At 67.8% G+C, this 22,565-nt stretch carries 18 protein-coding genes; 16 read left to right on the top strand and 2 right to left on the bottom strand.

The window, feature by feature from the left end; translation table 11 throughout:
* Positions 1 to 12: 12 nt before the first annotated feature.
* Together ACM1PE_RS11475 and ACM1PE_RS11470 are read left to right on the top strand one after the other, a co-directional pair.
* Positions 13 to 3,054, top strand: coding sequence for a response regulator (locus ACM1PE_RS11475; RefSeq protein WP_419343315.1), 3,042 nt, complete (start codon positions 13 to 15; stop codon positions 3,052 to 3,054).
* 132 nt (positions 3,055 to 3,186) lie between these two features.
* Entirely contained in the window at positions 3,187 to 3,885 is a 699-nt protein-coding gene (locus ACM1PE_RS11470; protein WP_059379757.1) for a response regulator, read from the top strand.
* A gap of 19 nt (positions 3,886 to 3,904) precedes the next feature.
* Here ACM1PE_RS11470 and ACM1PE_RS11465 read toward each other — a convergent pair whose 3' ends face one another.
* The gene (locus tag ACM1PE_RS11465; protein ID WP_059379756.1) at positions 3,905 to 4,615 is read right to left on the bottom strand and encodes a response regulator transcription factor; all 711 of its coding nucleotides are present in this window, start codon (positions 4,613 to 4,615) and stop codon (positions 3,905 to 3,907) included.
* A gap of 102 nt (positions 4,616 to 4,717) precedes the next feature.
* On the bottom strand, positions 4,718 to 4,990 hold the full coding sequence (locus ACM1PE_RS11460) for a hypothetical protein (RefSeq protein WP_419343313.1): 273 nt from the start codon (positions 4,988 to 4,990) through the stop codon (positions 4,718 to 4,720).
* Between the two features lie 446 nt (positions 4,991 to 5,436).
* On the opposite strand from ACM1PE_RS11460, the gene ACM1PE_RS11455 reads away from it, so the two are divergent.
* The 14 genes from ACM1PE_RS11455 to ACM1PE_RS11390 all read left to right on the top strand — a co-directional run bounded on the left by ACM1PE_RS11455 (position 5,437) and on the right by ACM1PE_RS11390 (position 22,556).
* Positions 5,437 to 8,475, top strand: a complete 3,039-nt coding sequence (locus ACM1PE_RS11455; RefSeq protein WP_419343312.1) for an ATP-binding protein — start codon at positions 5,437 to 5,439, stop codon at positions 8,473 to 8,475.
* A gap of 122 nt (positions 8,476 to 8,597) precedes the next feature.
* Positions 8,598 to 9,617 carry a histone deacetylase family protein gene (locus tag ACM1PE_RS11450; RefSeq protein WP_059379753.1) on the top strand — a complete coding sequence of 340 codons (1,020 nt, stop codon included), beginning with the start codon at positions 8,598 to 8,600 and terminating at the stop codon, positions 9,615 to 9,617.
* A 262-nt stretch (positions 9,618 to 9,879) separates the two neighbouring features.
* Positions 9,880 to 10,614, top strand: a complete 735-nt coding sequence (locus ACM1PE_RS11445) for a FadR/GntR family transcriptional regulator (RefSeq protein WP_059379752.1) — start codon at positions 9,880 to 9,882, stop codon at positions 10,612 to 10,614.
* A gap of 188 nt (positions 10,615 to 10,802) precedes the next feature.
* Entirely contained in the window at positions 10,803 to 12,308 is a 1,506-nt protein-coding gene (locus ACM1PE_RS11440) for an ABC transporter substrate-binding protein (protein WP_054454475.1), read from the top strand.
* An 86-nt stretch (positions 12,309 to 12,394) separates the two neighbouring features.
* Positions 12,395 to 13,312 (top strand): ABC transporter permease, encoded by a 918-nt coding sequence (locus ACM1PE_RS11435; protein WP_059379751.1) that lies wholly within the window; start codon positions 12,395 to 12,397, stop codon positions 13,310 to 13,312.
* Positions 13,309 to 14,178 (top strand): ABC transporter permease, encoded by an 870-nt coding sequence (locus ACM1PE_RS11430; RefSeq protein ID WP_059379750.1) that lies wholly within the window; start codon positions 13,309 to 13,311, stop codon positions 14,176 to 14,178. The genes ACM1PE_RS11435 and ACM1PE_RS11430 overlap by 4 nt, the downstream gene beginning before the upstream one ends.
* Positions 14,179 to 14,182: 4 nt before the next feature.
* The gene (locus ACM1PE_RS11425; RefSeq protein ID WP_419343310.1) at positions 14,183 to 15,181 is read left to right on the top strand and encodes an ABC transporter ATP-binding protein; all 999 of its coding nucleotides are present in this window, start codon (positions 14,183 to 14,185) and stop codon (positions 15,179 to 15,181) included.
* Positions 15,178 to 15,990 (top strand): ATP-binding cassette domain-containing protein, encoded by an 813-nt coding sequence (locus ACM1PE_RS11420; RefSeq protein ID WP_118932002.1) that lies wholly within the window; start codon positions 15,178 to 15,180, stop codon positions 15,988 to 15,990. Before ACM1PE_RS11425 ends, ACM1PE_RS11420 begins: the two co-directional genes overlap by 4 nt.
* Positions 15,987 to 17,123 (top strand): YncE family protein, encoded by a 1,137-nt coding sequence (locus ACM1PE_RS11415; protein ID WP_419343309.1) that lies wholly within the window; start codon positions 15,987 to 15,989, stop codon positions 17,121 to 17,123. Before ACM1PE_RS11420 ends, ACM1PE_RS11415 begins: the two co-directional genes overlap by 4 nt.
* A 35-nt stretch (positions 17,124 to 17,158) precedes the next feature.
* Positions 17,159 to 18,154 carry a DctP family TRAP transporter solute-binding subunit gene (locus tag ACM1PE_RS11410; protein WP_059379746.1) on the top strand — a complete coding sequence of 332 codons (996 nt, stop codon included), beginning with the start codon at positions 17,159 to 17,161 and terminating at the stop codon, positions 18,152 to 18,154.
* Positions 18,154 to 18,633 carry a TRAP transporter small permease gene (locus ACM1PE_RS11405; RefSeq protein WP_059379745.1) on the top strand — a complete coding sequence of 160 codons (480 nt, stop codon included), beginning with the start codon at positions 18,154 to 18,156 and terminating at the stop codon, positions 18,631 to 18,633. The genes ACM1PE_RS11410 and ACM1PE_RS11405 overlap by 1 nt, the downstream gene beginning before the upstream one ends.
* A gap of 4 nt (positions 18,634 to 18,637) precedes the next feature.
* The gene (locus ACM1PE_RS11400) at positions 18,638 to 19,921 is read left to right on the top strand and encodes a TRAP transporter large permease (protein WP_059379744.1); all 1,284 of its coding nucleotides are present in this window, start codon (positions 18,638 to 18,640) and stop codon (positions 19,919 to 19,921) included.
* Positions 19,918 to 20,847, top strand: a complete 930-nt coding sequence (locus ACM1PE_RS11395) for an HpcH/HpaI aldolase/citrate lyase family protein (RefSeq protein ID WP_118932000.1) — start codon at positions 19,918 to 19,920, stop codon at positions 20,845 to 20,847. Before ACM1PE_RS11400 ends, ACM1PE_RS11395 begins: the two co-directional genes overlap by 4 nt.
* Positions 20,844 to 22,556, top strand: a complete 1,713-nt coding sequence (locus tag ACM1PE_RS11390; protein WP_419343308.1) for a thiamine pyrophosphate-binding protein — start codon at positions 20,844 to 20,846, stop codon at positions 22,554 to 22,556. The genes ACM1PE_RS11395 and ACM1PE_RS11390 overlap by 4 nt, the downstream gene beginning before the upstream one ends.
* Positions 22,557 to 22,565 lie beyond the last annotated feature (9 nt).

Here is a 22,565-nt window from a genome sequence, read left to right as displayed (position 1 = left end):
GCCGAACCCAGCATGGCCGCGCACCCCCACGACGTCCAAGAGTCCGACACCGCCGGCCGGCCATCACGCAGCGCCATCAGCATCCTGAACCGCTACCAGCGCGCCCTGCTGTACGTGGGCGGCGCTGTGACCACCCTGGTGCTGCTGGCCGTCGCCGGCGTCATGGTGTTCTCGCAGGCCAGGGATTACGTCGCGGAACGCTACGCCGGCTTTGTGGTGCGCAAGGCGCTGCTGCAGACGGCGCTGGGCGTGCGCGAGGGAGCCTTCCGCATCGGTCTGTCCCACGAGGAATACGCCTGGCCCGGGCGCGCGTCGGAGGCCGCGCCCGAGCTGGTGCAAGCCTTCGCGCGGCAGCAAGGACGCATGGAGTTCCAGCGCAATCCCAACTTCCCGCCAGTGGTGGCCTTGGCCGACATCGAACCCGGCCGGCCCGCGGCGGCCTATCTGCCCTACCTGCACCTGACCGACGAGATCAGCTATTCGGCCGCGGCCTATGCCAAGGCGCTCTCGGTCAGCGGCTTCTTCTACAGCCCCGATCGCAGCTTCCTCGGCGTGGGTCCCATGTCCGAGACCGTGGACCCGCTCACGCTGGTGGGCGCGAAAGACGTCCCGGAACTGATCCGGACGATCGCCCCGGATCTGGGCGACCTGGACTCGCCCGAGGTCCGGCAACGCCTGATGGCGGCGGGCGGACCTCGCTGGCTGCCGCCGGCCATCGACCCGCTGACGCACAAGCTGTCCCTACGGCTGTACCAGGCAGCCAGCAGCGAGGGCCGGATATTCGCCATTTTCGTCGCGATCTACCCTGCCGATGCCCTGAACGCCTATCTGACGACAACGCGCTACGAAGAAGCGGCCCTGATCGTCGACAAGGATGGACGCCAGCTCCTGCCGACGGACATGGACGCGCAGGATCCGCAGCTCACCGCCCGGATCCTGGACGCGGCGCGCTCGGCTCCGTCCGCGCCGGCGGATCTGCGCTATCGCGATGGCCTCTTCATCCTGGGCGAACAGGTCTCGGAATCCGGCTGGAACCTGATCTATGCATTTTCCTGGCGCACCATCGTTGCCGACCTGTGGCCGCGGCTGGCGAGCTATGCGGTCGCGACGCTGCTGATGGTGGCGTTCGTCTGGGGCGTGCTGCTGTTGCTCGACCGCAAGGTCTTCAAGCCCGGCTATGCCCGCTCCCAACGCATCTTCGAAAGCGAAAACCTGAACCGCACCATGGTCGCCACCGCGCCCTCGGGGCTCGCCCTGCTGTCGCTGAACACCGGCGAAGTGCTGTTGCAGAACGAGGTCATGCAGGACTACGCCGCCAGCGGCGCGCCCGGCAGCCCGCCCCTGCATTCGCGCCTGCTCGCCCAGTATCACGACGCTTCGGAAGCGGCCGGCTGGCACGCCGGCCTGGAACTCGCCTACCCGCGCGCCGACGGCAGCCGCAGCGATCTGCTGGTAAGCGCGGTGCGCACCAAATATCAGGGCGTGGAGGTATTGCTCTGCAACTTCACCGACATCACCGCGCGCAAGCAGCTCGAGCAAAAACTGGAAGAGGCCCGCGTCGCGGCAGACACGGCGAACCAGGCAAAGTCCGCCTTCCTGGCCACCATGAGCCATGAGATCCGCACGCCGCTCAACGCCATCCTGGGCAATCTCGAACTGCTGGAACGCTCCGGCCTCTCGGCGCCGCAGAGCGAGCGCCTGCGCGCCGTCACCTCGTCCTCGGCGACCTTGCTGGACATCATCAACGACATCCTGGATTTCTCCAAGGTCGAGTCCGGCCAGATGAGCGTGGAGTCCATTCCGTTCGACTTGGCCGAGGTGGCCCGCCAGGTCATCGCCGTCTTCACGCCGGCCGCGCAGGCCAAGGGGCTGGAGCTGGACTGCAGCATTGACGACGGCCTGGCGCCGCGCTATCTGGGCGACCCGACGCGCATCCGCCAAATCATGTTCAACCTGGTCGGCAATGCCATCAAATTCACCTCCCGCGGCGATGTGCTCCTCGAGGTCTACCGCCAGGATGACAACGCCCCCGACACGCCGATCGTGATCGGCGTCAGCGACACCGGCATCGGCATGACGCCGGCGCAGCAGGCCACGCTGTTCCGGCCGTTCACCCAGGCGGATTCCTCCATCGCCCGGCGCTATGGCGGCACCGGGCTAGGCCTGGCGCTGTGCGGCCGGTTGGCGGCGCTGATGCGCGGCGGCATTGCCGTCACCAGCGCGCCACAGCAAGGCAGCACGTTCCTCGTGACCCTGCCCCTGCGCGCCGCGCCCGCTGAAGTCCAGGAAACCCCTGCCGCCGATGACGCCGCGGCCTGGCATCAGGACCAGCCCATCACCGCATGCATCCTGGTGGCGGACGACAATCCCGCCAATCGGGAACTGATGAAGATGCAGCTCGAAACGCTGGGCTACCAGACAGACCTCGCCGCGGACGGCAGCGCCGCCCTCGGACGCTACATGGAGCAAGCCTACGACCTGGTGATCACGGACGTGAACATGCCGGGCATGGACGGCTACGCCGTGGCTCGCTGCCTGCGCGCGCAGGGCGCGCAGGTGCCCATCATCGCCTACACCGCCCACGTCGGCGCGCAGGAACACCAGCAATGCCGCGATGCCGGCATTGACGCGGTGCTGGTCAAGCCGCTGCTGCTGGGCAAGCTGGACGCGGCGATCCGGCGCCTGCTGCGTCCAGGCGCAGCGCCTGCCGCTGGCCCGCGCGCCCGGGACGAAATCGCGCAAGGCCCGCTGCCCGCACGCGTGCATGAGGCCCTGGTCCTGTCATTGCGGCAATCGCTCGCGGCCATCCGCAAGGAACTCGCCGCGATCCGCGCCGGCAATGATTCCCAGGAGACCGAGGCGGGCGCGCATCTGCACTCCTTGCGCGGAGCCTGCGCCATGATTCACGAGACGGCGCTCGCCGACCTGTGCGCGCAAATGGAAGAGCTGGCTCGCAGCCGGCGCACCGAAGCCCTGGCCGACGCCCTGGATGCCTTCGAACCCCTGGCAGAGGCGGCGCTGACGCGGCGCAAACCCCGCGACCCGGAAAAATAGGCTTAGTCCTATCCCGAAGGGGCCCGCAATCGGACCTGGCTGCTTATCCGCCAGCGCGCGCGCCCATAAAGTCTGTGCTGCGCCGCCTCGACGCGCCTGGCGGCCACGCCAGCTTTGCTCCTACCCTGTTCCATGATGAAGCCACTCAATCTACGCGTCATGGTCGCCGACGACCATCCCGCCGTACGCGCCGGCGTGCAGCACACGCTGGCTACCAGCAGCACCGTATCCGTGATCGGCGCGGCCCGCGACTCCTCAGAACTGATGGAGATGCTGGGCCGGCATCCGTGCGAAGTCCTGATTTCCGACTATTCCATGCCGGGCGGGCGGTTCGGCGACGGCATCACGCTGTTCGGCTTGATCCGCCAGCGCTACCCCGCCCTGAAGATCGTGGTGCTGACCATGCTGGAAAGCCCGGGCATCGTGCATTCGCTCTTGAACCTCGGCATCCCCGCCGTCCTCAGCAAGTCCGATTCGCTGAATCATCTATTGCCGGCGATACACGGCGCCCACGCCAACGGCCGCTATCTTTCGCCGCGGATCTCCGAGCTGGCAAACGCCCTGGACCGCGGCGACTATGGCATCCACATGCTGACCCGGCGCGAGCTGGAAGTGGTGCGCCTGTTCGTGTCCGGCCTGACGATCAATGAAATCGCCGAGCGCCTGCACCGCAGCAAGAAGACCATCAGCACGCAGAAAGGCACAGCCATGCTCAAGCTGGGATTGGAGCGCGACATCGAACTGCTGCGTTACGGGATCGAATCGGGACTGATCAGCGCCAGCCCGTCCTCCGGCCCTGCCGGCGCAACCCAGGAAGCCGCGTCGGCGTAAGCCCATGCGCGCCCGGGCCTCAGCCCGGCGTGCCTGAATCCTGCTGTTGCCCCGCCGGCGCGGATTCCTCGGCCAGCGTGGCGGTCAGGCCGTTCTCCATTGCATACCGGAACAGGTCGACCTCGCGCTCGATGCCGAGCTTTTCCATGGCCTTGGCTTTCTGGGTGCTGATGGTCTTCTTGCTGCGGTGCAGGCGCTCGGCGATTTCGTTGATGGTGAGGCCCGAGGCATACAGCCGCACGACCTCTGATTCGCGCTGGCTCAGCACGCTTTCGGCATTGCGCCCGCGCCGGTTCCAGTCTATGCCCTGGATCACCTTGTTGGCGCTGGGCGAGTAGTACTTCCCGCCAGTGTGGGCGGCGTGGATGGCCGGGATCAGATGCGCCAGCGCGTCGGACTTGCTGACAATGCCGCCTATGCCCAGCGTCACCAGCGTGTGCATGACCGCGGCATTGTCCAGCATGGTCAGCACCACCAGCTTCAGCTGCGGATAACGCCGCTGCAACAAGCCGAACAGCGACGCCCCATCGCCGAAATCGCCGGCGGGCATGGAGTAGTCGGACACCACCACATCGCAAGGAACGCGATCCAGCAGCGCGACCAGTTCGGTGGAATTGGCCGCCGCGCCCACCAGCGAAATCGTAGCCACCTCGGCCAGCGCGTGCTGCACGCCCGCCACCATGCCGGGATGGTCGTCCGCCAGCATCACCTTGATCTTGAATTCGTCCATGCCCGAGTCTCTAGGGACTGTTCGTCTGAAAAGGAGCCTTTGCGCAAGGTCCCGGGCCGGCGCTCATTGGCCGGCCCGATAGATAAGTCTTCGCGGCCGAGGCTAGTCGTAGGCCAGCGTGACGATGGCCCTGGCCGGCCCCGCGGCAGGATGCGACCGGCTCGCTGTCAGCGCCAGTGCGCCGCCGCCCCCTGGCAGATGACAGGCCGCGTCCGGCTGCATGCGCACGCCCGGGCAAGCCAAGCCGTACGACGCCGAATCCAGGTTCCGCAGGCTCACGGTCGCGCTGCTGCGTTCGACCCGGGCGCCCTGGAACTGCAGAGCCGCTCCGTCCGGCGCCTGCCGCAGATCGCGCGTAAACGAAGCTGCGGACACTCCCCCTGTGAACGTGATGGTTCCCGATGCGGCATGAGCCGCCATGGGTATCACACCCGCCGCCAACACGCCTGCCATGACCATACGAACAGAAACCCTCGCAGGATGCCTCATGTCAACTCCTCAACAATTGCGGCAGGGGCGCCGCAAATTCTTGCTTGCAGTCCCGACAAGGGCCGCCGGCCGTCGCGAGCCCGGACCAGGCCGCGCATGCCGGCGCTGGATGGGCGTGGCGGTCCGCAGCCTGCCCCCAGTCCTGCCCCATGCCGAATTCATAAGCCCAGTCCTAGTTCATTGGGCTTGGATATAGGGCTAGTCTGAATACTGCAAAACAAATGCAAATATAGCCCTGAAAACGGATTGCAAGCCGGGTTTTCATGGGATTCTTCGCGTCTGCATCAAGCGCGCCACACGTCCACGCGCGCGACCCATACCGAAAGACCGATATGCCTAACTCCACCGCCATGGCCAGCCTTGGCGATACGCAAGACCTGCTCAGCGCGGGGATGCAACACGACCGGGAACTCAGCCTCCTCGCCCGCTATCACTCCGTGATGCTGTTCGGCGGCGGCATGGTGCTGTCCGTTCTGATCGTGCTTGCGGCCTGTCTGGTCCTGTACAACGCGGCGCATGCCGCCATCGCCAGGCTGCACACGGAACTCGCCGCGCACCAGTCTCTCGTGAGCCTGGATCTCGAAGGCAAGCAGACCGCCATGCGGCGCGGCGTCATCAATGCCGAACTGCTATGGCAAGCGCGGCCCGCCCCCACGCCTGAAAATGAAGCCGCGTTGCGCGCCGGCCATGGCCGGGTCCGATTGCAGGCCAGCGCCGGGCTTACGCCCATTCTGGCGGTGGCCGACACCGCCGCGGCATCGGCCGCCGACGAACACGCCCGCTACCTCGGCATGCTGGAACTGCAGGCCTATACGGCGACCGCCAGCCAACAGGAAAGAAAGTCGCCGCTGATGGCATATGGATACAGCCCCGACCTGCGCTTCCTGGCCTTGATGCCCGCGCCGCGCCTGGATTTTCCGCAACTGCTGGAGCGCGTCGGCGCCTCGGACACCGCTGGCCTCATCAGCCGCCTGTCCTATGACCTGGCCGTCTTGAAGGATCCGGACGCGGCCGCGCTATGGGCCTCTACGCGCCGCATCCTGTGGCAAGCGCCGGCGGTCAACCCGTTGACCGGGCAGAACGTGATCAAGCTGGTCGAACCCGCATTCGACGGCCTGCAGCCGTTCATGATCTTCGTGAGCGACTATCCGGTCGGCGCCTTGGCCGCGCGCCTGGACGCGATCCCGGACGGCACCGCCGTGGCGCTGGTGGATGGCGACGGCCGCATCCTGCTTGAAACCGACCGCGCGCGGCCCATCGCTCACTCCGATGGGCCGGTGCGCACGGCGCTGGCGTCCGGCTCCTGGAAGCCCACTGCGACGGAGCCGCAGACGCGCTACCAGCATGGCGTCTTCAACGTCAGCGGCCCGCTGCTGGACACCGGCTGGACCCTGGTGTACGCCTACTCCTGGCGCACCGTCGTCGCCGCGCTCCTGCCCAGCCTGGCGTTGTACCTGACCGTGACCATCCTGCTGCTCAGCACGCTCTGGGCACTGTTGCTGTGGTTCCACCGCAAGGCGCTGGTCCCTGTGTACCGCCGCTCGCGGCACGTGTTCGAAAGCGAGCACATGAATCGCTCCATCATCGCATCGGCGCAGTTCGGCGTGGGCCTGGTCTCGTGCGCGAGCGGCGAGGCGCTGCTGCAGAACGCGATGATGGAGCGCTACGCCGCCCGGGCCGCGGCCGGCGTGTCGCTGCACGGCTTGCTGCGTGATTGTCATGCCCGCGGCGACCGCGACGCCTGGGTCCAGCGCGACCGAGAAGTCACCCTGAAGCTGGACGACGGCCGCGAGTGCGAACTGCTGGTCAATATCGTCAAGACGCGCTACCACGGCGACGACGTGCTGCTGTGCAGTTTCTCGGACGCGACGGCGCGCAAGTACATCGAGAGGCGGCGCGATGACGCGAGGATCGCCGCCATCGATGCGGCGCGCGCCAAGTCCGTGTTCCTGGCGACCATGAGCCACGAAATCCGCACGCCCTTGAACCTGGTGCTGGGCCATCTGGAACTGCTGGACCGGGATCCGAACGCCGTGGGCCAGGGCGGGCGCCTGCGCACCGTGCGCGAGGCCTCGCGCGCGCTGGTCGATCTGATCAATGACATCCTGGACGTGTCGCGGATGGAGTCCGGGCAGATGACGATCGAGCGCATACCGTTCGATCTGGCGCAGATCGCCGCCCAGGTCGTAGCCATGTTCGAACCCGCCGCCCGCGCCAAGGGGCTGCGGCTGTCGTTCAAGCCCCACAGCGGGCTGGCGCAGTCCTATGCCGGCGATCCGACCCGCATACGCCAGGTCCTGGTGAACCTGGTGGGCAATGCCGTCAAATTCACCGAGGCCGGCGAAGTGGAAATCACCGCGACGCCTGGCCGTGGCCTGGCCGGCGGAACCGGCGTGCAGCTGCGCGTGCGCGACACCGGAATCGGCATGACGACCGAGCAGGCGGCCCGCGTGTTCACCCTGTATGCGCAGACCGACGGGTCGATCAGCCGCCGTTACGGCGGCACCGGATTGGGATTGCCGATCAGCAAGAAGCTGGTCGAAATGATGGACGGGACGCTGTCCGTCGCCTGCTCAGTCGGAAGAGGCAGCGTCTTCAGCGTGGCGTTGCCGCTGCAAGCCTGCCCACAAACGGCTGACGCGGCGCCACTGTCCGCCGGCCCGGTCGGCCCGCCCGCCACGGCCGCGTCTTGCGGACTGGCGCGCGACATCCGCGTGCTGGTGGTGGACGACCACCCCGCCAACCGCGAGCTGATCCTGGACCAGCTCGCCGCTCTGGGCATCGCCGCCGATGCCGCCGAAGGCGCGGCGGCCGCGATGCGCTGGGTCAGAATGCGCCGCTACGACATGGTGCTGACGGATATCTCCATGCCGGAGATCAACGGCTACGCCCTGGCGCAGTTCCTGCGAGCGCGCGGCCCCGCACTCCCTGTCGTGGCAGTGACGGCGCACGTGGAACCCGACGAACTGCACAGCAGCGCCGCGGACTTTGACGCGATATTGCTCAAGCCCTTGTCGCTACGGGCGCTGCAACGCACGATACGCGAACACATTCCGCAGGCCCGGCTAGGCGACGAATCCCTTGCCTTCACCGACCCGGCGACGCTGCCGCCGGAACCCGCCGTGCTGGCCGCGCTGGACTCCAGCCTGGGCGCCTCGCTGGCGGCGATCCGCGAAGCGCTGACGCGCGCGGACTTCAAAAGCGTGCGCGAACAATGCCACTCGATCCGGGGCGCCTTTTCCATGATAGGCAAGACCGCCGTGGCCGACCTCTGCATGCAGATGGGACAATATGCGTCGGCGCAGGACCGCCAGAAACTCGAGGAACATCTGCTCAGCCTGGAGACCGCCGCGCGCGCCGCCTTGCGCTGAATCCAGGGTGTTGCCGATTGTCCTGCGGACCGCAGCCACGTATAACGTCGTCTTGGCCGCCTGCCCGGGAGACGACAGCCCCGGCCGGCGTGGCGTCAACCCGCAACCAGGTGTCATCCCGCATGAAGGCATACTTCCACGACGACCAGAAACTGCACCATCCGCAGACCTATTTCTCGCGCGGCAAGATGCGCACGCCCCAGGAAGTGCCCTCGCGCCTGGACGCGTTGGCCGAGGCCGCGCGCAAGCTGGGCTTTGAGGTGCAGGCGCCGCCCGACCAGGGCGCGGGCGCGATTTCGGCGGTGCACACGCTGGACTACCTGCGCTTTCTGCAAGGAGCGCACGCCGCCTGGAAGCAACTGCCCGACGATTGGGGCGACGAGGTCGTCTCCAACGTCTTCGTGCGCGAACCCAACGCCCTGCGCGGCGTACTGGCCCAGGCCGCGCGCTACCTGGCCGACGGCAGCTGCCCGGTCGGCCAGCACACCTGGCACTCGGCCTACTGGTCGGCGCAATGCGCCATCGCCGGCGCCGATGCGCTGTTGGCGGGCGAGCGCCACGCCTACGCCATCTGCCGCCCGCCCGGCCACCATGCCCGGCGCGACGCGGCCGGCGGCTTCTGCTACCTGAACAATGCCGCCATCGCCGCGCAGCGCCTGACCTCGCGCTTTCCGCGCGTGGCGATCCTGGACACCGACATGCACCACGGCCAGGGCATCCAGGAGATCTTCTACGAGCGCAGCGACGTGCTGTATGTGTCCATCCACGGCGATCCCGAGAACTTCTACCCTGTCGTCGCCGGCTACGAAGACGAGCGTGGCGCCGGCGCGGGCTACGGCTACAACATCAACCTGCCCATGCCGCATGGGTCTCCGGAATCGGTGTTCTTCGACAAGCTGGCCCAGGCGCGCCGCGCCATCGAACTGTTCCAGCCCGACGCCCTGGTGCTGTCGCTGGGCTTCGACATCTTCGAGAAGGACCCGCAGGCCATGGTCGCGGTCAGCGAAAACGGCTTTGAACGCCTGGGCCGGGAAGTCGGCGGCCTTGCGCTGCCCACCCTGATCGTGCAGGAAGGCGGCTACTACATCGAAGGCCTGGAGTCGAACGCCGCGCGCTTCTTCGGCGGGCTGGCTGCCGCCTGATCGCGCACCGCGCCGGCGTCCCGCCGCGGACGCCGGCCGCAAGCCCGCTGGCGCGGCGCGAATGCCGCGCTAGTGGTTTTCCCTAAAAATGGAAAAGCCCGGTTCACAAGCCGGAGCGCCTCCGGTACATTTCGTCCAGTGGCCTGACCACTGGGCCACCAGATATCCAGACACTCCCGGAGATTCCCCGGGGGCGCCATGCAAGACAAGCCCGGGCAGACCCATTACCCTCTACATCCCGACCATCCACCCGAACGCAACAATGACCTCTCTCCAGGCCGTCGCCTCCACCCGCCTCTACCGCATGATTGCCGACCAGATCGCCGCGCGCATCAAGGCGGGCGACTTCCCCGCGGGCGGGCGGCTGCCGGCCGAGCGTGAACTGGCCGAGCAGTTGCAGGTCAGCCGCGCCTCGGTGCGCGAAGCGCTGATCGCGCTGGAAATCGAAGGTTATGTGGAGGTCCGGGTAGGCACGGGCGTATTCGTTAACCAGGCGCGCGAAGACGGCCAGTACCAGTCGCCGCAACAAGCGCCGGCAGCCGCCAACGGCGTCGAAGCGACCGACATCGGCCCCTTCGACCTGCTGGAAACCCGCCTGCTGCTGGAACCCGAGTGCGCGGCCCTGGCGGCACAGAAGGCATCGCCGGCCCAGATCGCGGCGATCCGCGCGGCGCACGAAGGCATGTCCCTGACCGAATCCCCCAGCGTGCACGACCGCGCCTTCCACAGCGCGATCGGCGCGGCCTGCGGCAACGCGGCGCTGGCGGCGGCAATTTCCCATATCTGGCACCTGAGCACGCTCAGCCCGGTATTCAACCGTCTTGAAGAGCACTTCGTGACCACCAAGGTGTGGAGCGAAGCCCAGCAGGAACACGAACGCATCCTCGCGGCCATTTCCGACCGCGATCCCATCCGCGCGCGCCACGCCATGCACGACCATCTGGTCGGCATCCTGGCCCGCCTGCGGGAAGACTTCGGCAGCGCTGGGATCCGATGATTTGATGAACGCCTGAATCCCGGCCTGACGCCCAGGCCCCTTTCCCTACCGACCCGTGCAAGCACCGCCGGCGCAGAACGCGCCGCCTGCGGCAAGGGGAGCGGCTTGCCCGCCGATACGCAAACAGCAGTTCCGCAGCACCCTCAGTACCCGTAAGTCCCATACCTAAAACACATCAAGGTGAAAACATGCAGCTGACCCGTACCGTGAAGCTTTTGAGCGCGGCGCTATTGGCGCTTGGCGCCCATGCCGCCCAGGCCAACAAGGCTGACAACTCCCTCAACATCGCCTTCGACGCGGCGCCCGCCACGCTGGACGCCTACAAGGAATCGGACCGTCCCGGCCTGGCGCTGGCGCGCATGGTCTTCTCGGGTCTGCTGCAGAAGAACCAGGACACGGGCGAATTCGGCCCGGCCATCGCCACCGGCTACAAGTTCGTGGACGACACCACCATCGAACTGCCGATCCGCAAGGACGTGAAGTTCCATGACGGCTCGTTGCTGACCATCGACGACGTGCTGTACACGCTGAACCTGGTGTCCTCCGAAGGCTACAAGGCACGCTTCCAGAATCAGGTCGCCTGGATTGCCAAGGCCGAGAAGGCTTCCGACGACACGGTCCGCATCAAGATGAAGACGCCCTACCCGCTGGCGCTGGAGATGCTGTCGGAGAACCTGCCGATCTATCCGCGCAAGTACTACGAGGCCAACCAGTCCGACATGGGCGCCAAGCCCATCGGCACCGGTCCCTACCGCCTGGTGGAAAGCCAGCCAGGCAGCCGCTACGTGTACGAGCGCTTCGAGGACTACTTCGGCCCCAAGCCCGCCGTGCAGAAGCTGGTGGTGCGCGTGCTGCCGGACGCCAATACCCAATACGCGGAGATGCTGTCCGGCGGCCTGGACTGGATCTGGCGCGTGCCGCCGGACGTGGCCAAGCGCATGGAAAAGCAGCCGGCCGTCACGGTCAAGAGCAGCAGCATCATGCGCATCAGCTATATCTCGCTGAACCCGCGCGCGGACGACGGCAAGTCGCCGCTGGCCAAGCAGGAAGTGCGCCAGGCCATCAATTACGCCATCGACCGCGAAGCCATCCGCAAAGCCCTGGTGGGCGGCGCCTCCAAGGTGATCAACGCGGCCTGCAACCCGGCGCAGTTCGGTTGCGCCGCCGACGTGCAGTCCTACAAGTTCGACCCGGCCCGCGCCAAGCAGCTGCTGGCCCAGGCCGGCTACCCCAACGGCGTGACCCTGGACCTGGTGATCTCGGCCCCGCCGCGCGCCATCCTGGACGCCGCCGCCGCGCAGATGGCGCAGGCCGGCATCAAGCTGAACCTGGTCGAGCAGCAATACGGCACCGCCATGACCAACTGGCGCGAAGGCAAGATCGCCATGCTGTCGTCCAACTGGGGTTCCTACGGCATCGCCGACGCGGCGCTGTCGACCAGCAACTTCTTCCGCGGCGGCCCGGACGACCAGGCGCGCAATCCGGAAGTCATCAAGTACCTGGAAACCGCCGACACCTCCGTGGACCGCGAGTTGCGCGCCAAGAACTACGCCGCCGCCCAGAAGATCGTGGCCGAACAGGCCTACTGGGTGCCGCTGTGGAACCACTCGCTCAACGCCGTGCAGTCCAAGGACCTGAATTTCTCGGTCGACGGCGACGAGTTCCCGCGTTTCTACAAGGCCCGCTGGAACTGACCGGCCCCGCCGGCGCGGCTGCGTTCCCCAGCCCGAGCGGGCGGGAACGCCGGCCGCTGCGGCGCACTCCGTCATAGGTAAGCCCCATGATTGCATTCCTGTTTCGCCGCCTGGTGGTGTCCGCGCTGCTGGTGGTGTTCGTCTCGCTGATCAGCTTCTCGCTGGTGTTCGCGTCCGGCAATCCGGCCGCTCGCCTGGCCGGGGAAGGCAGCGCCGCCGACGCCGCCCGCCTGGCCCAGCTGCATGGCTTCAACGATCCCATCCTGGTGCAGTACGGCCGCTGGCTGGCCGGCGTCGCCCGCGGCGACTTCGGCGACAGCCTGTACTTCAGCCGCCCGGTGGCCGAACTGCTGACCCAGCATTTCCCCGCCACCGCCAAGCTGGGCCTGGCCGCCATGCTGTTCGCGCTGCTGCTGGCGATACCGCTGGGCGTGGCGGCCGGTTTGCGCCGGGGCTCGCTGATCGACCGCGCCACCATGCTGCTGTCGGCTTGCGCCCAGGCCATGCCGCCATTCTGCCTGGCCTTCCTGCTCATCATCCTTTTCAGCGTGCGCAACCAATGGCTGCCGGCCTCGGGCTTCGACAGCTGGAAGCACTACGTGATGCCGGTGACCGCGCTGGGGCTGTTCGCCATGCCGGCGATGCTGCGGCTGATGAAGTCCGAGATGGAAACCGTGCTGGCCACCGACTACATCCGCACCGCGCGCGCCATGGGCCTGGGCGGCGCCAGCGTGGTGCTCAAGTACGCGCTGCGCAACGCCTTGCGGCCGCTGGTATCGCTGGCCGCGGCCCAGATGGGCACGCTGCTGGCCGGTTCCGTCGTCATCGAGACCGTGTTCGCCATCAACGGCGCGGGCCTCCTGGCCTGGACCTCGATCCTGCGCGGCGACTTTCCCACGATGCAGGCGCTGATCCTGATCTTCGCCCTGATCTACATCGTCCTGACCCTGGTCGCCGACCTGATCAACGGTTGGCTCGACCCCCGCGTGCGAGTTTCATCATGAGCAGCGTCATCGCCTCCCCCCTTCCCGTCCGCTCGCGCGGCGCACGCGCGGCCCGCCTGGGCCGCAACCTTGGCCTGGCCGTGCTGGCGCTGCTGGTGCTGGCCGGCCTGCTCGGCCCCTACCTGGTGCCGCACGACCCGTACACGCAAGACCTGCTGGCGCGCCTGCAAGAGCCCGTCTGGGGCGAAGACGGCAGCTGGAACCACATCCTCGGCACCGACCAGCTAGGGCGCGACGTGCTGGCGCGCGCGCTGTACGGCGTGCGCGTGTCGGCGTTGATCGGCCTGTCGGTCGCGCTGATGGGCGGGCTGATCGGCACCACGCTGGGCGTGGCCGCCGGCTACTTCGGCGGCGCCGTGGACCGCATCGTCTCCTTCCTGATCACCGCGCGCCTGGCGCTGCCCATCATCCTGGTGGCGCTGGCCGTGGTGTCGGTGGTGGGCGCCTCGCTCACCGTGGTGGTGCTGGTGCTGGGCCTGCTGCTGTGGGAACGCTATGCGCTGGTGGCCCGCACCATGGCGGCCGGCCTGCGCAACGCCGAGTTCGTCACGGCCTCGCGCCTGCAGGGCTGCACCCACCTGCAGATCATCTGGCGCGACATCCTGCCCAATCTGGTGGGCAACCTGCTCATCATCGGCACCGTGGACGCCGCCATGGCGATCACGCTGGAAGCGTCGCTATCGTTCCTGGGCCTGGGCGTGCCGGCGCCGATGCCGTCATTGGGCCTGATGATCGCCGAAGGCAAGGAAAACATGCTGTTCCAGCCCTCTCTTGTGGTGATTCCCAGCGTCGTGCTGTTCGTGCTGGTGCTGTGCGTGAACCGCGCCGGCGAATCGCTGCGCGCCGTGCAAATGAAGAAGGGCTGATGCCATGACCGATACCAGCCATCCCTTGCTGCGGGTCCAGGACCTGCACATCGACATCCAGACGCCGACCCACGTCAAGCACGTGGTACGCGCGGTGGACTTCAACCTGGAGCGCGGCAAGACGCTGTGCATCGTGGGCGAATCGGGCTGCGGCAAATCGCTGACCGCGCTGGCCCTGCTGGACCTGCTGCCGGCGGCCGCGCGCCGCCGCGTCGCCAAGCTAGAATTCGCGGGCCAGGACTTGAGCGCGCTCACGCCCGCTGAACTCGGGCAGCTGCGCGGCGCGCGCATCGCCATGATCTTCCAGGATCCGATGACCTCGCTGAACCCGGTGTTCCCCATCGGTACCCAGCTGGTCGACGTGCTGCGCCGGCACAAGCGCGTCAGCCGCCGCGCGGCCGAGGAGCGCGCCGAATACCTGCTGCGCCGCGTCGGCATCGCCAATCCGCGCGACCGCATGCAGCAGTATCCCTTTGAACTCTCGGGCGGACTGCGCCAGCGCGTGATGATCGCGATGGCGCTCATGTGCGGCCCCGAGCTGTTGATCGCCGACGAGCCCACCACCGCGCTGGACGTCACCGTGCAGGCCGAGCTGCTGGACCTGTTGCGCGACATCCAGGCCGAGTTCGGCCTGGGGCTGGTGTTCATCTCCCACGACATGGGCCTGGTGGCGCGCATCGCTGACCACGTCATCGTCATGTACGCGGGCGACATCGTCGAAGGCGGCAGCGTGCGCGAGGTGCTGGAACAACCCAGCCATCCCTATACCGCGATGCTGCTGAACTGCATCCCCCAGCCCGGACGCACCGCGCCGCGCGCCGACCTGCCCACCATCGCCGGCGCCGTGCCCTCGCTGGACACCGCCATCCGCGGCTGCGCCTTCCGCGAACGCTGCCCGGCGGCGGAAGCCCGCTGCGCCCAGCCCTTTCCCGCGCGCGTGCAGGGCGGACACCGCTGCCTGTGCATCAAACCCGGCGCCCTGCGCCTAGGAGCCACGGCATGAGCAGCCCGACCGTCTCTTCCGCCAGCATCAGCCTGAACGCGCTGTGTTTCCAGTACGGCCGCGCCGGCCTGTTCTCGCGCCGGCCCGCGCCGCGCATCCTGCATGACATCGACCTGCACGTGCCCGCCGGCCAGACCATCGGCCTCGTTGGCGAATCCGGCAGCGGCAAGTCCACCATCGCCAAGCTGATGCTGGGCCTGTTGGCGCCCACGCAAGGCCAGGCGCTGCTGGACGGCAAGCCGCTGGCCGCGATGCCGGCCCGCGCCCGCGCCCGCCGCATCCAGATGGTGTTCCAGGATCCGTATTCCTCGCTCAACCCGCGCCGCACCATCAACGAAATCCTGACCGCGCCGCTGCGCACGCATGGCATCGGCAATGCAGCCTCGCAGGCCGCCGCGGTGCGCCGCATGATGGATGCCGTGGGCCTGGTGCCGGCCTTCGCCGCGCGCTATCCGCGCGAGCTGTCCGGCGGCCAGCGCCAGCGCGTGGCCATCGCGCGCGCCCTGATGCTGGAGCCGCAGCTGCTGATCTGCGACGAACCCACTTCGGCGCTGGACGTGTCGGTGCAGGCGCAAATCCTGAACCTCTTGATGGAGCTGCAACGCGAACGCGGCCTGGGCTATCTGTTCATCAGCCACAACCTGGCCGTGGTGCAACACATCGCCGACGAAATCGTGGTGCTGCAAGGCGGCCGCGTGGTCGAACGCGGCCCTGCCAGCCAGGTATATTTCGAGCCGGTCCACCCGTACACGCGGCAGCTCATCGGCGCCACCCTGGCGGTGCCGCAGGCGCAGGAGCTCGCGGCATGAACCCGCAAGGCGAACGCCACCTGCTGCTGGTCGGCAACGACCAAAAGGTCACCTGGGACGACGGCCAGATCCGTTTCCTGGCCCCCGGCAACGACAGCCTGTGCGTCTACGATGCCGGCGCGAATCCCGCCGTGCCCGAACTGGTCGCCACCTTGCCGCTGCCGAATTCGCTGTTCGGCCCGCCGGTCAACCTGGCGGTCACGCCGGACCAGCGCCTGGGCCTGATCGCGGACTCCATGGACTGGCGCGCGCGCGCCGACGGCGCGGGCTGGCAGCCCGAACCGGGCCGCGGTCTGTATGTGATCGACCTGCAAGCCAATCCGCCCGCCATCGTGCAGCGGCTGGAGATAGGGCTGCAGCCTTCGGGCCTGTCGATCAACCGCGCCGGCACGCTGGCGCTGGTGGCCAACAAGGCCGGCCGTTCCGTGTCGGTGCTGCGCATTGCGGACAAGCGCGCCGAGGTCTGCGGCGAAGTGGACGTAGGCACCCCTGTCGTGGCCGTGTCATTTTCCGCCGACGGCCGCCGCGCCTTCGTGGTCAAGACCGACACCCATCGCCTGGGGGTGCTGCGTATCGACGAGAGCGGCGCGGCGCCCCGCGTGACCCACGATCCCGCCGAAGACCTGACCACCGGCCTGGTGCCGTTCAACCTGGTGGTGTCGCCCGACGGCGCGCTGGCGCTGGTGGTGGACATGGGCAGCCCGACCGCGTCGGACGGCCATGCGGATTCGGTCAGCGTGGTGGACTTGCGCGCCGATCCGCCCCGCGTGATCGACCGCCTCATGGTCGAGGACGGCCCGGAAGGCATCGCCATCAGTCCCGACGGACGCCATGCCGCAGTCGCCATCGTGCAAGGTTCGAACAACCCGTCCAGCGCCTGGTTCCACCACCCGCGCGGACAGATTATTTTGCTGCGCATCGACGGCCAGTCCGTGACCCGCGCCGGCGCCATCGAGGTCGGCGCGCTGCCCGAGGGCGTGGCCTTCAGCCCCGACAGCCGCTACCTCTACGTCGGCAATTTCCTGGATGCCGAAATGCAGGTTCTCGCCGTGGACGACCACGGCCTGAGCGACACCGGCACCCGCATCGCCCTGCCCGGACGGCCCGCTTCGATGCGCGCCCAATCCTACTGACCCTACCCATCCCCCCCTGCTCCCGGAGTTCCGCCATGACCACCGCTCCTCAAAAGAAACCGGCCCTGCTGGCCGCCGCCCTGCTCGCCCTCGCCGGCCTCGCGCCGCTGTCTGCCCATGCCCTGGACATCAAGCTCGGCCACGTGCTGGCGCCCAGCCATAGCTGGAACAAAGCCGCCGAAGGCTTCGCCGCCGAGGTCAAGGAAAAGACCGCCGGCCGCGTCAATTTCGTGTTGTTCCCCAGCGGCCAGCTGGGCAATGAAAAGACCATGCTGGAAGGCCTGCAGATCGGCAGCCAGGGCGCGGCCATCATCGGCTCGGGCTCGCTGCAGCCCATCGAACCCAAGTTCGGCGTGGTCGAGCTGCCCTATACCTGGTCGACTTCGCAGCAGGCCTACAAGGCCTTCGACGGCGAACTCGGCGAGGCCCTGGCCAAGCTGGCCGACAAGAAGAACCTGACCATCATCTCGTGGTGGGAAAACGGCTTTCGCCACGTCACCAACAACCGCGGCGCGGTGGCCAAGCCCGCCGACCTGGCCGGCCTGAAGACCCGCGTCACGCCCGACAAAATGCGTCTGGACACCTTTACCGCGCTGGGCGCCAACCCCGCGCCGCTGGCCTTCGGCGAACTGTATTCGGCCCTGCAGCAGAAGGTGTTCGACGCCCAGGAGAACCCGCTGTCCATCATCTACACCTCGTCCTTCTTCGAGGTGCAGAAGTACCTGTCGCTGACCGGCCACGTCTGGGGTCCGGCCAACCTGATCATTTCCAAGCCGGTCTGGAACCGTCTCTCGGCCGAGGACAAGAAGATCGTGCAGGCGGCCGCCGACAAGTGGCGCGACGCCCAGCGCCAGATGATTACCGACGGCGACCAGCAGTACATCGCCCAGCTGAAGGAAAAGGGCATGCAGGTCAACGAGGTCGATAAGGCTGCCTTCGCCGCCACGGTGGAGCCGGTCTGGAAGACCTACTCGGTCACCTACGGCCCCGAGCTGATGGCGCTGGTGCAGAAGTACCGCGAGGCCAAGTAATGCTCAACCGACTGTCCGCGATCCTGTCGGGCATCAGCAAGGCCTTCGCCGCCCTGGCGGTGGCCTTGCTGGCGATCCTGATCTCCTACGTGGTGTTCGCCCGCTTCGTCACCCATACCACGCCGCACTGGGCCGAGGAACTGCCGCGGCTGGTGCTGGTGTGGTCGGCCTTCATCGGCGGCGTCGTCTGCAGCTTCGAGCGTTCGCACCTGATGGCCGGGCTGCTGCCGTTCGTGGTGCGCAATCCCCGCATCCTGAACGTCTTCGAACGCATCAACCAGACCCTCATCATCGTCGGCCTGGCGGCGCTGGGCTACGCCGGCTGGCAGCTGGCCGAGCTGACCATGGACCAGACCCTGCCCGCGCTGGACGTGTCCGCCGGCGCCGTCTACCTGGCGCTGCCTTTCGCCTGCGCCATCACCATCGTGGTGCACCTGGCGCAACTGTTCTCGCCCGCTCCCGCCGCTGCAAAGGAATAACCAGATGTCTACGGGTGCTCTCTTCCTGATGGGCGTGTTCACGATCACGGTGCTGATCGACATGCCCATCGCTTTCGGCCTGGTGTTGTCCTGCCTGGCCTATCTGGCGGTCTTCGACTCCGCGCCCATGATGGTGGCGGCGCAGCAGTACGTGGTGGGGCTGGACAGCTTCACGCTGCTGGCGATTCCGCTCTTCATCCTGGCCGCGCAGCTGATGAACGGCGCCGGCCTGACGCAGCGCATCGTGCGCCTGTGCGCCGCCATCGTCGGCGACATCAAGGGCGGCCTGGCGGTGGTGGCCGTGCTGGCCTGCCTGATGTTCGGCGCGCTATCGGGTTCGGGCGTGGCCGACGTGGTCGCCATCGGCAGCCTGCTGCTGCCCGCCATGGCCCGCAGCGGCTACGACAAGGGCTTTTCCTGCGCCCTGGTCGGCAGCGCCGGCGCCACCTCCACCATCATTCCGCCCAGCATCGTGCTGATCGTCTACGGCACCATCACCGACACCTCGGTGGGCAAGCTGTTCGTGGCCGGCATCATCCCCGGCATCCTGCTGGGGCTGTCGCTGATCGGCGTGGCGATCTGGCAATCGCGCAAGCACAACTGGGCCGGGGGCCAGCCGTTCAGCTGGACCGAGCTGCGCGCCGCCGCCGTCGACGCGCTGCCCGCGCTGATGGTGCCGGTGCTGATCATCGGCGGCATCCGCTTCGGCATCTTCACCGCCACCGAGGCCGCGTCCAGCGCCATTATCTACGCCCTGCTGATCGGCTTTTTCTGGTACCGCACGCTGAGCCTGAAGTCGCTGTGGGACAACCTGAAGTCCACCGGTGAAAGCAGCGCGTCCATCCTGCTGATCATTGGCGCGTCGGGCCTGTTCGCCTGGGTGCTGGTGGCCGAGCAGGTGCCGCAGGCGCTGTCCACGCTGCTGGTCGAATGGACCGACAGCAAGACCGCCGTGCTGCTGGTGCTGACCGTGGTGCTGCTGCTCCTGGGCACCTTCATGGAAGCGATTCCGGTCATCATCATCGTGGCTCCGGTCGTGATGCCGGTGCTGGCGCACTACAACATCGATCCCGTGCACTTCGGCATCCTGCTGTCGATCAACATGGCCATTGGCGCCAACACACCGCCGGTCGGGGTCGACCTGATGGCCGCGTGCAAGATCGGCGGCATCAACATGATGCAGACCCTGCGCCCGCTGTCCTGGATGATGCTGGCCATGACCGCGGTCATGCTGCTGCTGACTTTCGTACCTGAACTGGTGCTGTTCCTGCCGAGGCACGTGCAATGACCCCTATCACCCCCTCCCGCCGTCCCCCCTTCCTGCGCCGCAGCTGGATGTTCGTGCCCGGACTCGACGCCAACGCCCAGGCCGACGGCCTGGCCAGCGGCGCCGATGCGCTGGTCGCGGACCTGGAAGAGTTCACCGCCCCGGCGGACCGGCCGGCCGCGCGCCCCATCATCGCCGAACTGTTCGGCCGCTGCCGCGCCCTGGGCGTGGTGGCCGCGGTGCGCATCAACAAGCTTGAGGACGACGGCCTGGCGGACCTGCGCGGCGTGATGCCTGGCGCGCCGGACGCGGTGTTCCTGCCGCACGCCGAAAGCGCGGCGCAGATCGCCGCGCTGGACCAGGCGATCACCGCGCTGGAGGCCGAACTGGGCTTGCCCGCCGGCAGCACCGAGATCGTGCCCACGCTGGAGTCGGCGCTGGGCGTGCACCGCGCCTATGACATCCTGACCGCCAGCCCGCGCGTCTCCGCCTGCCTGCTGGCCGCCGAGGACCTGACCGCCAGCCTGGGCGCTGAACGCGGCAAGGACGGCATCGAGCTGCATCACCTGCGCGCCCGCTTCCTGCTGGACTGCACGGCGGCAGGCTGCCTGCCGATCGACTGCCCGTTCAACTACCGCGACATGCCGGCGCTGGAAGCCGACGTGCGCTGGGCCCGCCGCATGGGCCTGAAGTCCAAGTGCGCCACCGTGGCCGACCAGGTCAAGCTGATCCACGCCGTCTTCACGCCCGCCCCGGACGAAGTCATGGCGGCCCACGATTGCGTCGCCCGCTATGAAGCCCAGCGCGCCGGCCGTCATGACGCCGAACGCATCGATCCGCCTGTCTACAACACCGCGCGCCGCCTGTTGGCGCGCCATCACCAATTCGAACGATGGGCCGCCGAGCGCCGCGCGCAGGCCGTCCCGCAACAAGGAGACTCCGCATGACGTCAGCAGCAATTCCCGAACGCAATGGCGGTCAGATCCTGATGCAGCAGCTGCGCATCCATGGCGCGCGCCGCGTGTTCATGATTCCTGGCGAAAGCTATCTGCCCTGCATCGACGCGCTGAATGACCACACCGATGCCATCGAAGCCATCGTCTGCCGCCAGGAAAGCGGCGCGGCCTACATGGCCGAGGCCTACGGCAAGCTGACCGGCGAGCCCGGCATCTGCTTCGTCACGCGCGGCCCCGGCGCCACCAACGCCAGCATCGGCGTGCATACCGCCTATCAGGACTCCACCCCGATGATCCTGTTCGTGGGCCAGGTGGGCAACGACTTCATGGAGCGCGAAGCCTTCCAGGAAATCGACTATCGCCGCATGTTCGGCCAGATGGCCAAATGGGTGGCGCAGATCGACCGCACCGACCGCATCCCCGAGTACATCTCGCGCGCCTTCGCCGTGGCCACCAGCGGCCGTCCCGGCCCCGTGGTGCTGGCCTTGCCCGAAGACACCCTGTGGGGCCGCGCCCGCGTGGCCGACCTGCCGCGCTACCCGCGCGTGCACAGCCACCCCGGCGCTGCCGACCTGACCCGCATGACCCAATTGCTGGACGCCGCCGAACGTCCCTTCCTGCTGCTGGGCGGCAACGGCTGGCACCAAACCGCCATCGACCAGATCGCCGGCTTCGCCGAGCGCTTCGAGCTGCCGGTAGGCACGGCCTGGCGCCGCCTGGAATGCTTCGACCAGCGCCACCCCAACGCGGCCGGCCACGTCGGCTGGGCCATGACGCCGCAACTGCGCCAGCGCCTGCGCGACGCCGATCTGGTGCTGGCAGTGGGCACGCGCATGGGCGAGGCCACGACCGAAGGCTATACCGTCATCGAAAGCCCGCTGCCGCGCCAGCAGCTGATCCATGTGTATCCGGACGCCGCCGAACTGGGCCGCGTGTTCTCGCCGACCCAGGCCATCGTGGCGGACGTAGCCAGCTTCGCCGCCAGCGTGGCGGGCCTGGTCCCCGGCCACAAGACGGCGCGCGGCGAGGCGGTCCGCGCCGCGCACCAGGAACTGGTCGACAATCTGAAGCCGCTGCCCTCGCCCGGGCCCATGAGCCTGGACCAGGCAGCCGCCTACGTCGACGCGCACGTGCCGGCCGACGCCTGCATCACCGTGGGCGCGGGCAACTATGCGCTATATCCCCACCGCTATCGCCGCTATGCCGGCCCCGGCACCAGCCTCACGCCTACCGTGGGCTCCATGGGCTACGGCCTGCCGGCGGCGATCTCGGCCAAGCTGGAGGACCGCAAGCGCACGGTGGTCTGCTATGCCGGCGACGGCTGCTTCCAGATGAACATGCAGGAACTGGGCGTGGCGCTGCAATACCGTTTGGGCGTGGTGGTGCTGGTGTTCAACAACGGCATCTGGGGCACCATCCGCGCGCACCAGGAACGCGAGTTTCCGGCGCGCCCGATTGCGCTGTCCTTCGAGAACCCGGACTTCACCCAGATCATCCGCGGCTACGGCGGCTATGGCGAGGCCGTGGAAGACACGGCGAGCTTCGGCCCCGCCTTCGAGCGCGCGCTGGCCTTTGCCGAACGCGAGAACATGCCGGCCCTGCTGGAAATCCGCTACGACGCCAACGGCATTTCGCCGGGCGAAACCTTGATGGGCATCCGCGAGGCCGCGCTGGCCCGCAATGCCGCCGCCAGCCACTGACACAGAGGG

The sequence above is a fragment of the Achromobacter sp. PD1 genome, from assembly GCF_048541815.1.
In the GTDB taxonomy this organism is placed as follows: domain Bacteria; phylum Pseudomonadota; class Gammaproteobacteria; order Burkholderiales; family Burkholderiaceae_B; genus Achromobacter; species Achromobacter bronchisepticus_A.
Note: the sequence above shows the minus strand (reverse complement) of the source record. Positions and strands in the feature narration are given on the sequence as shown.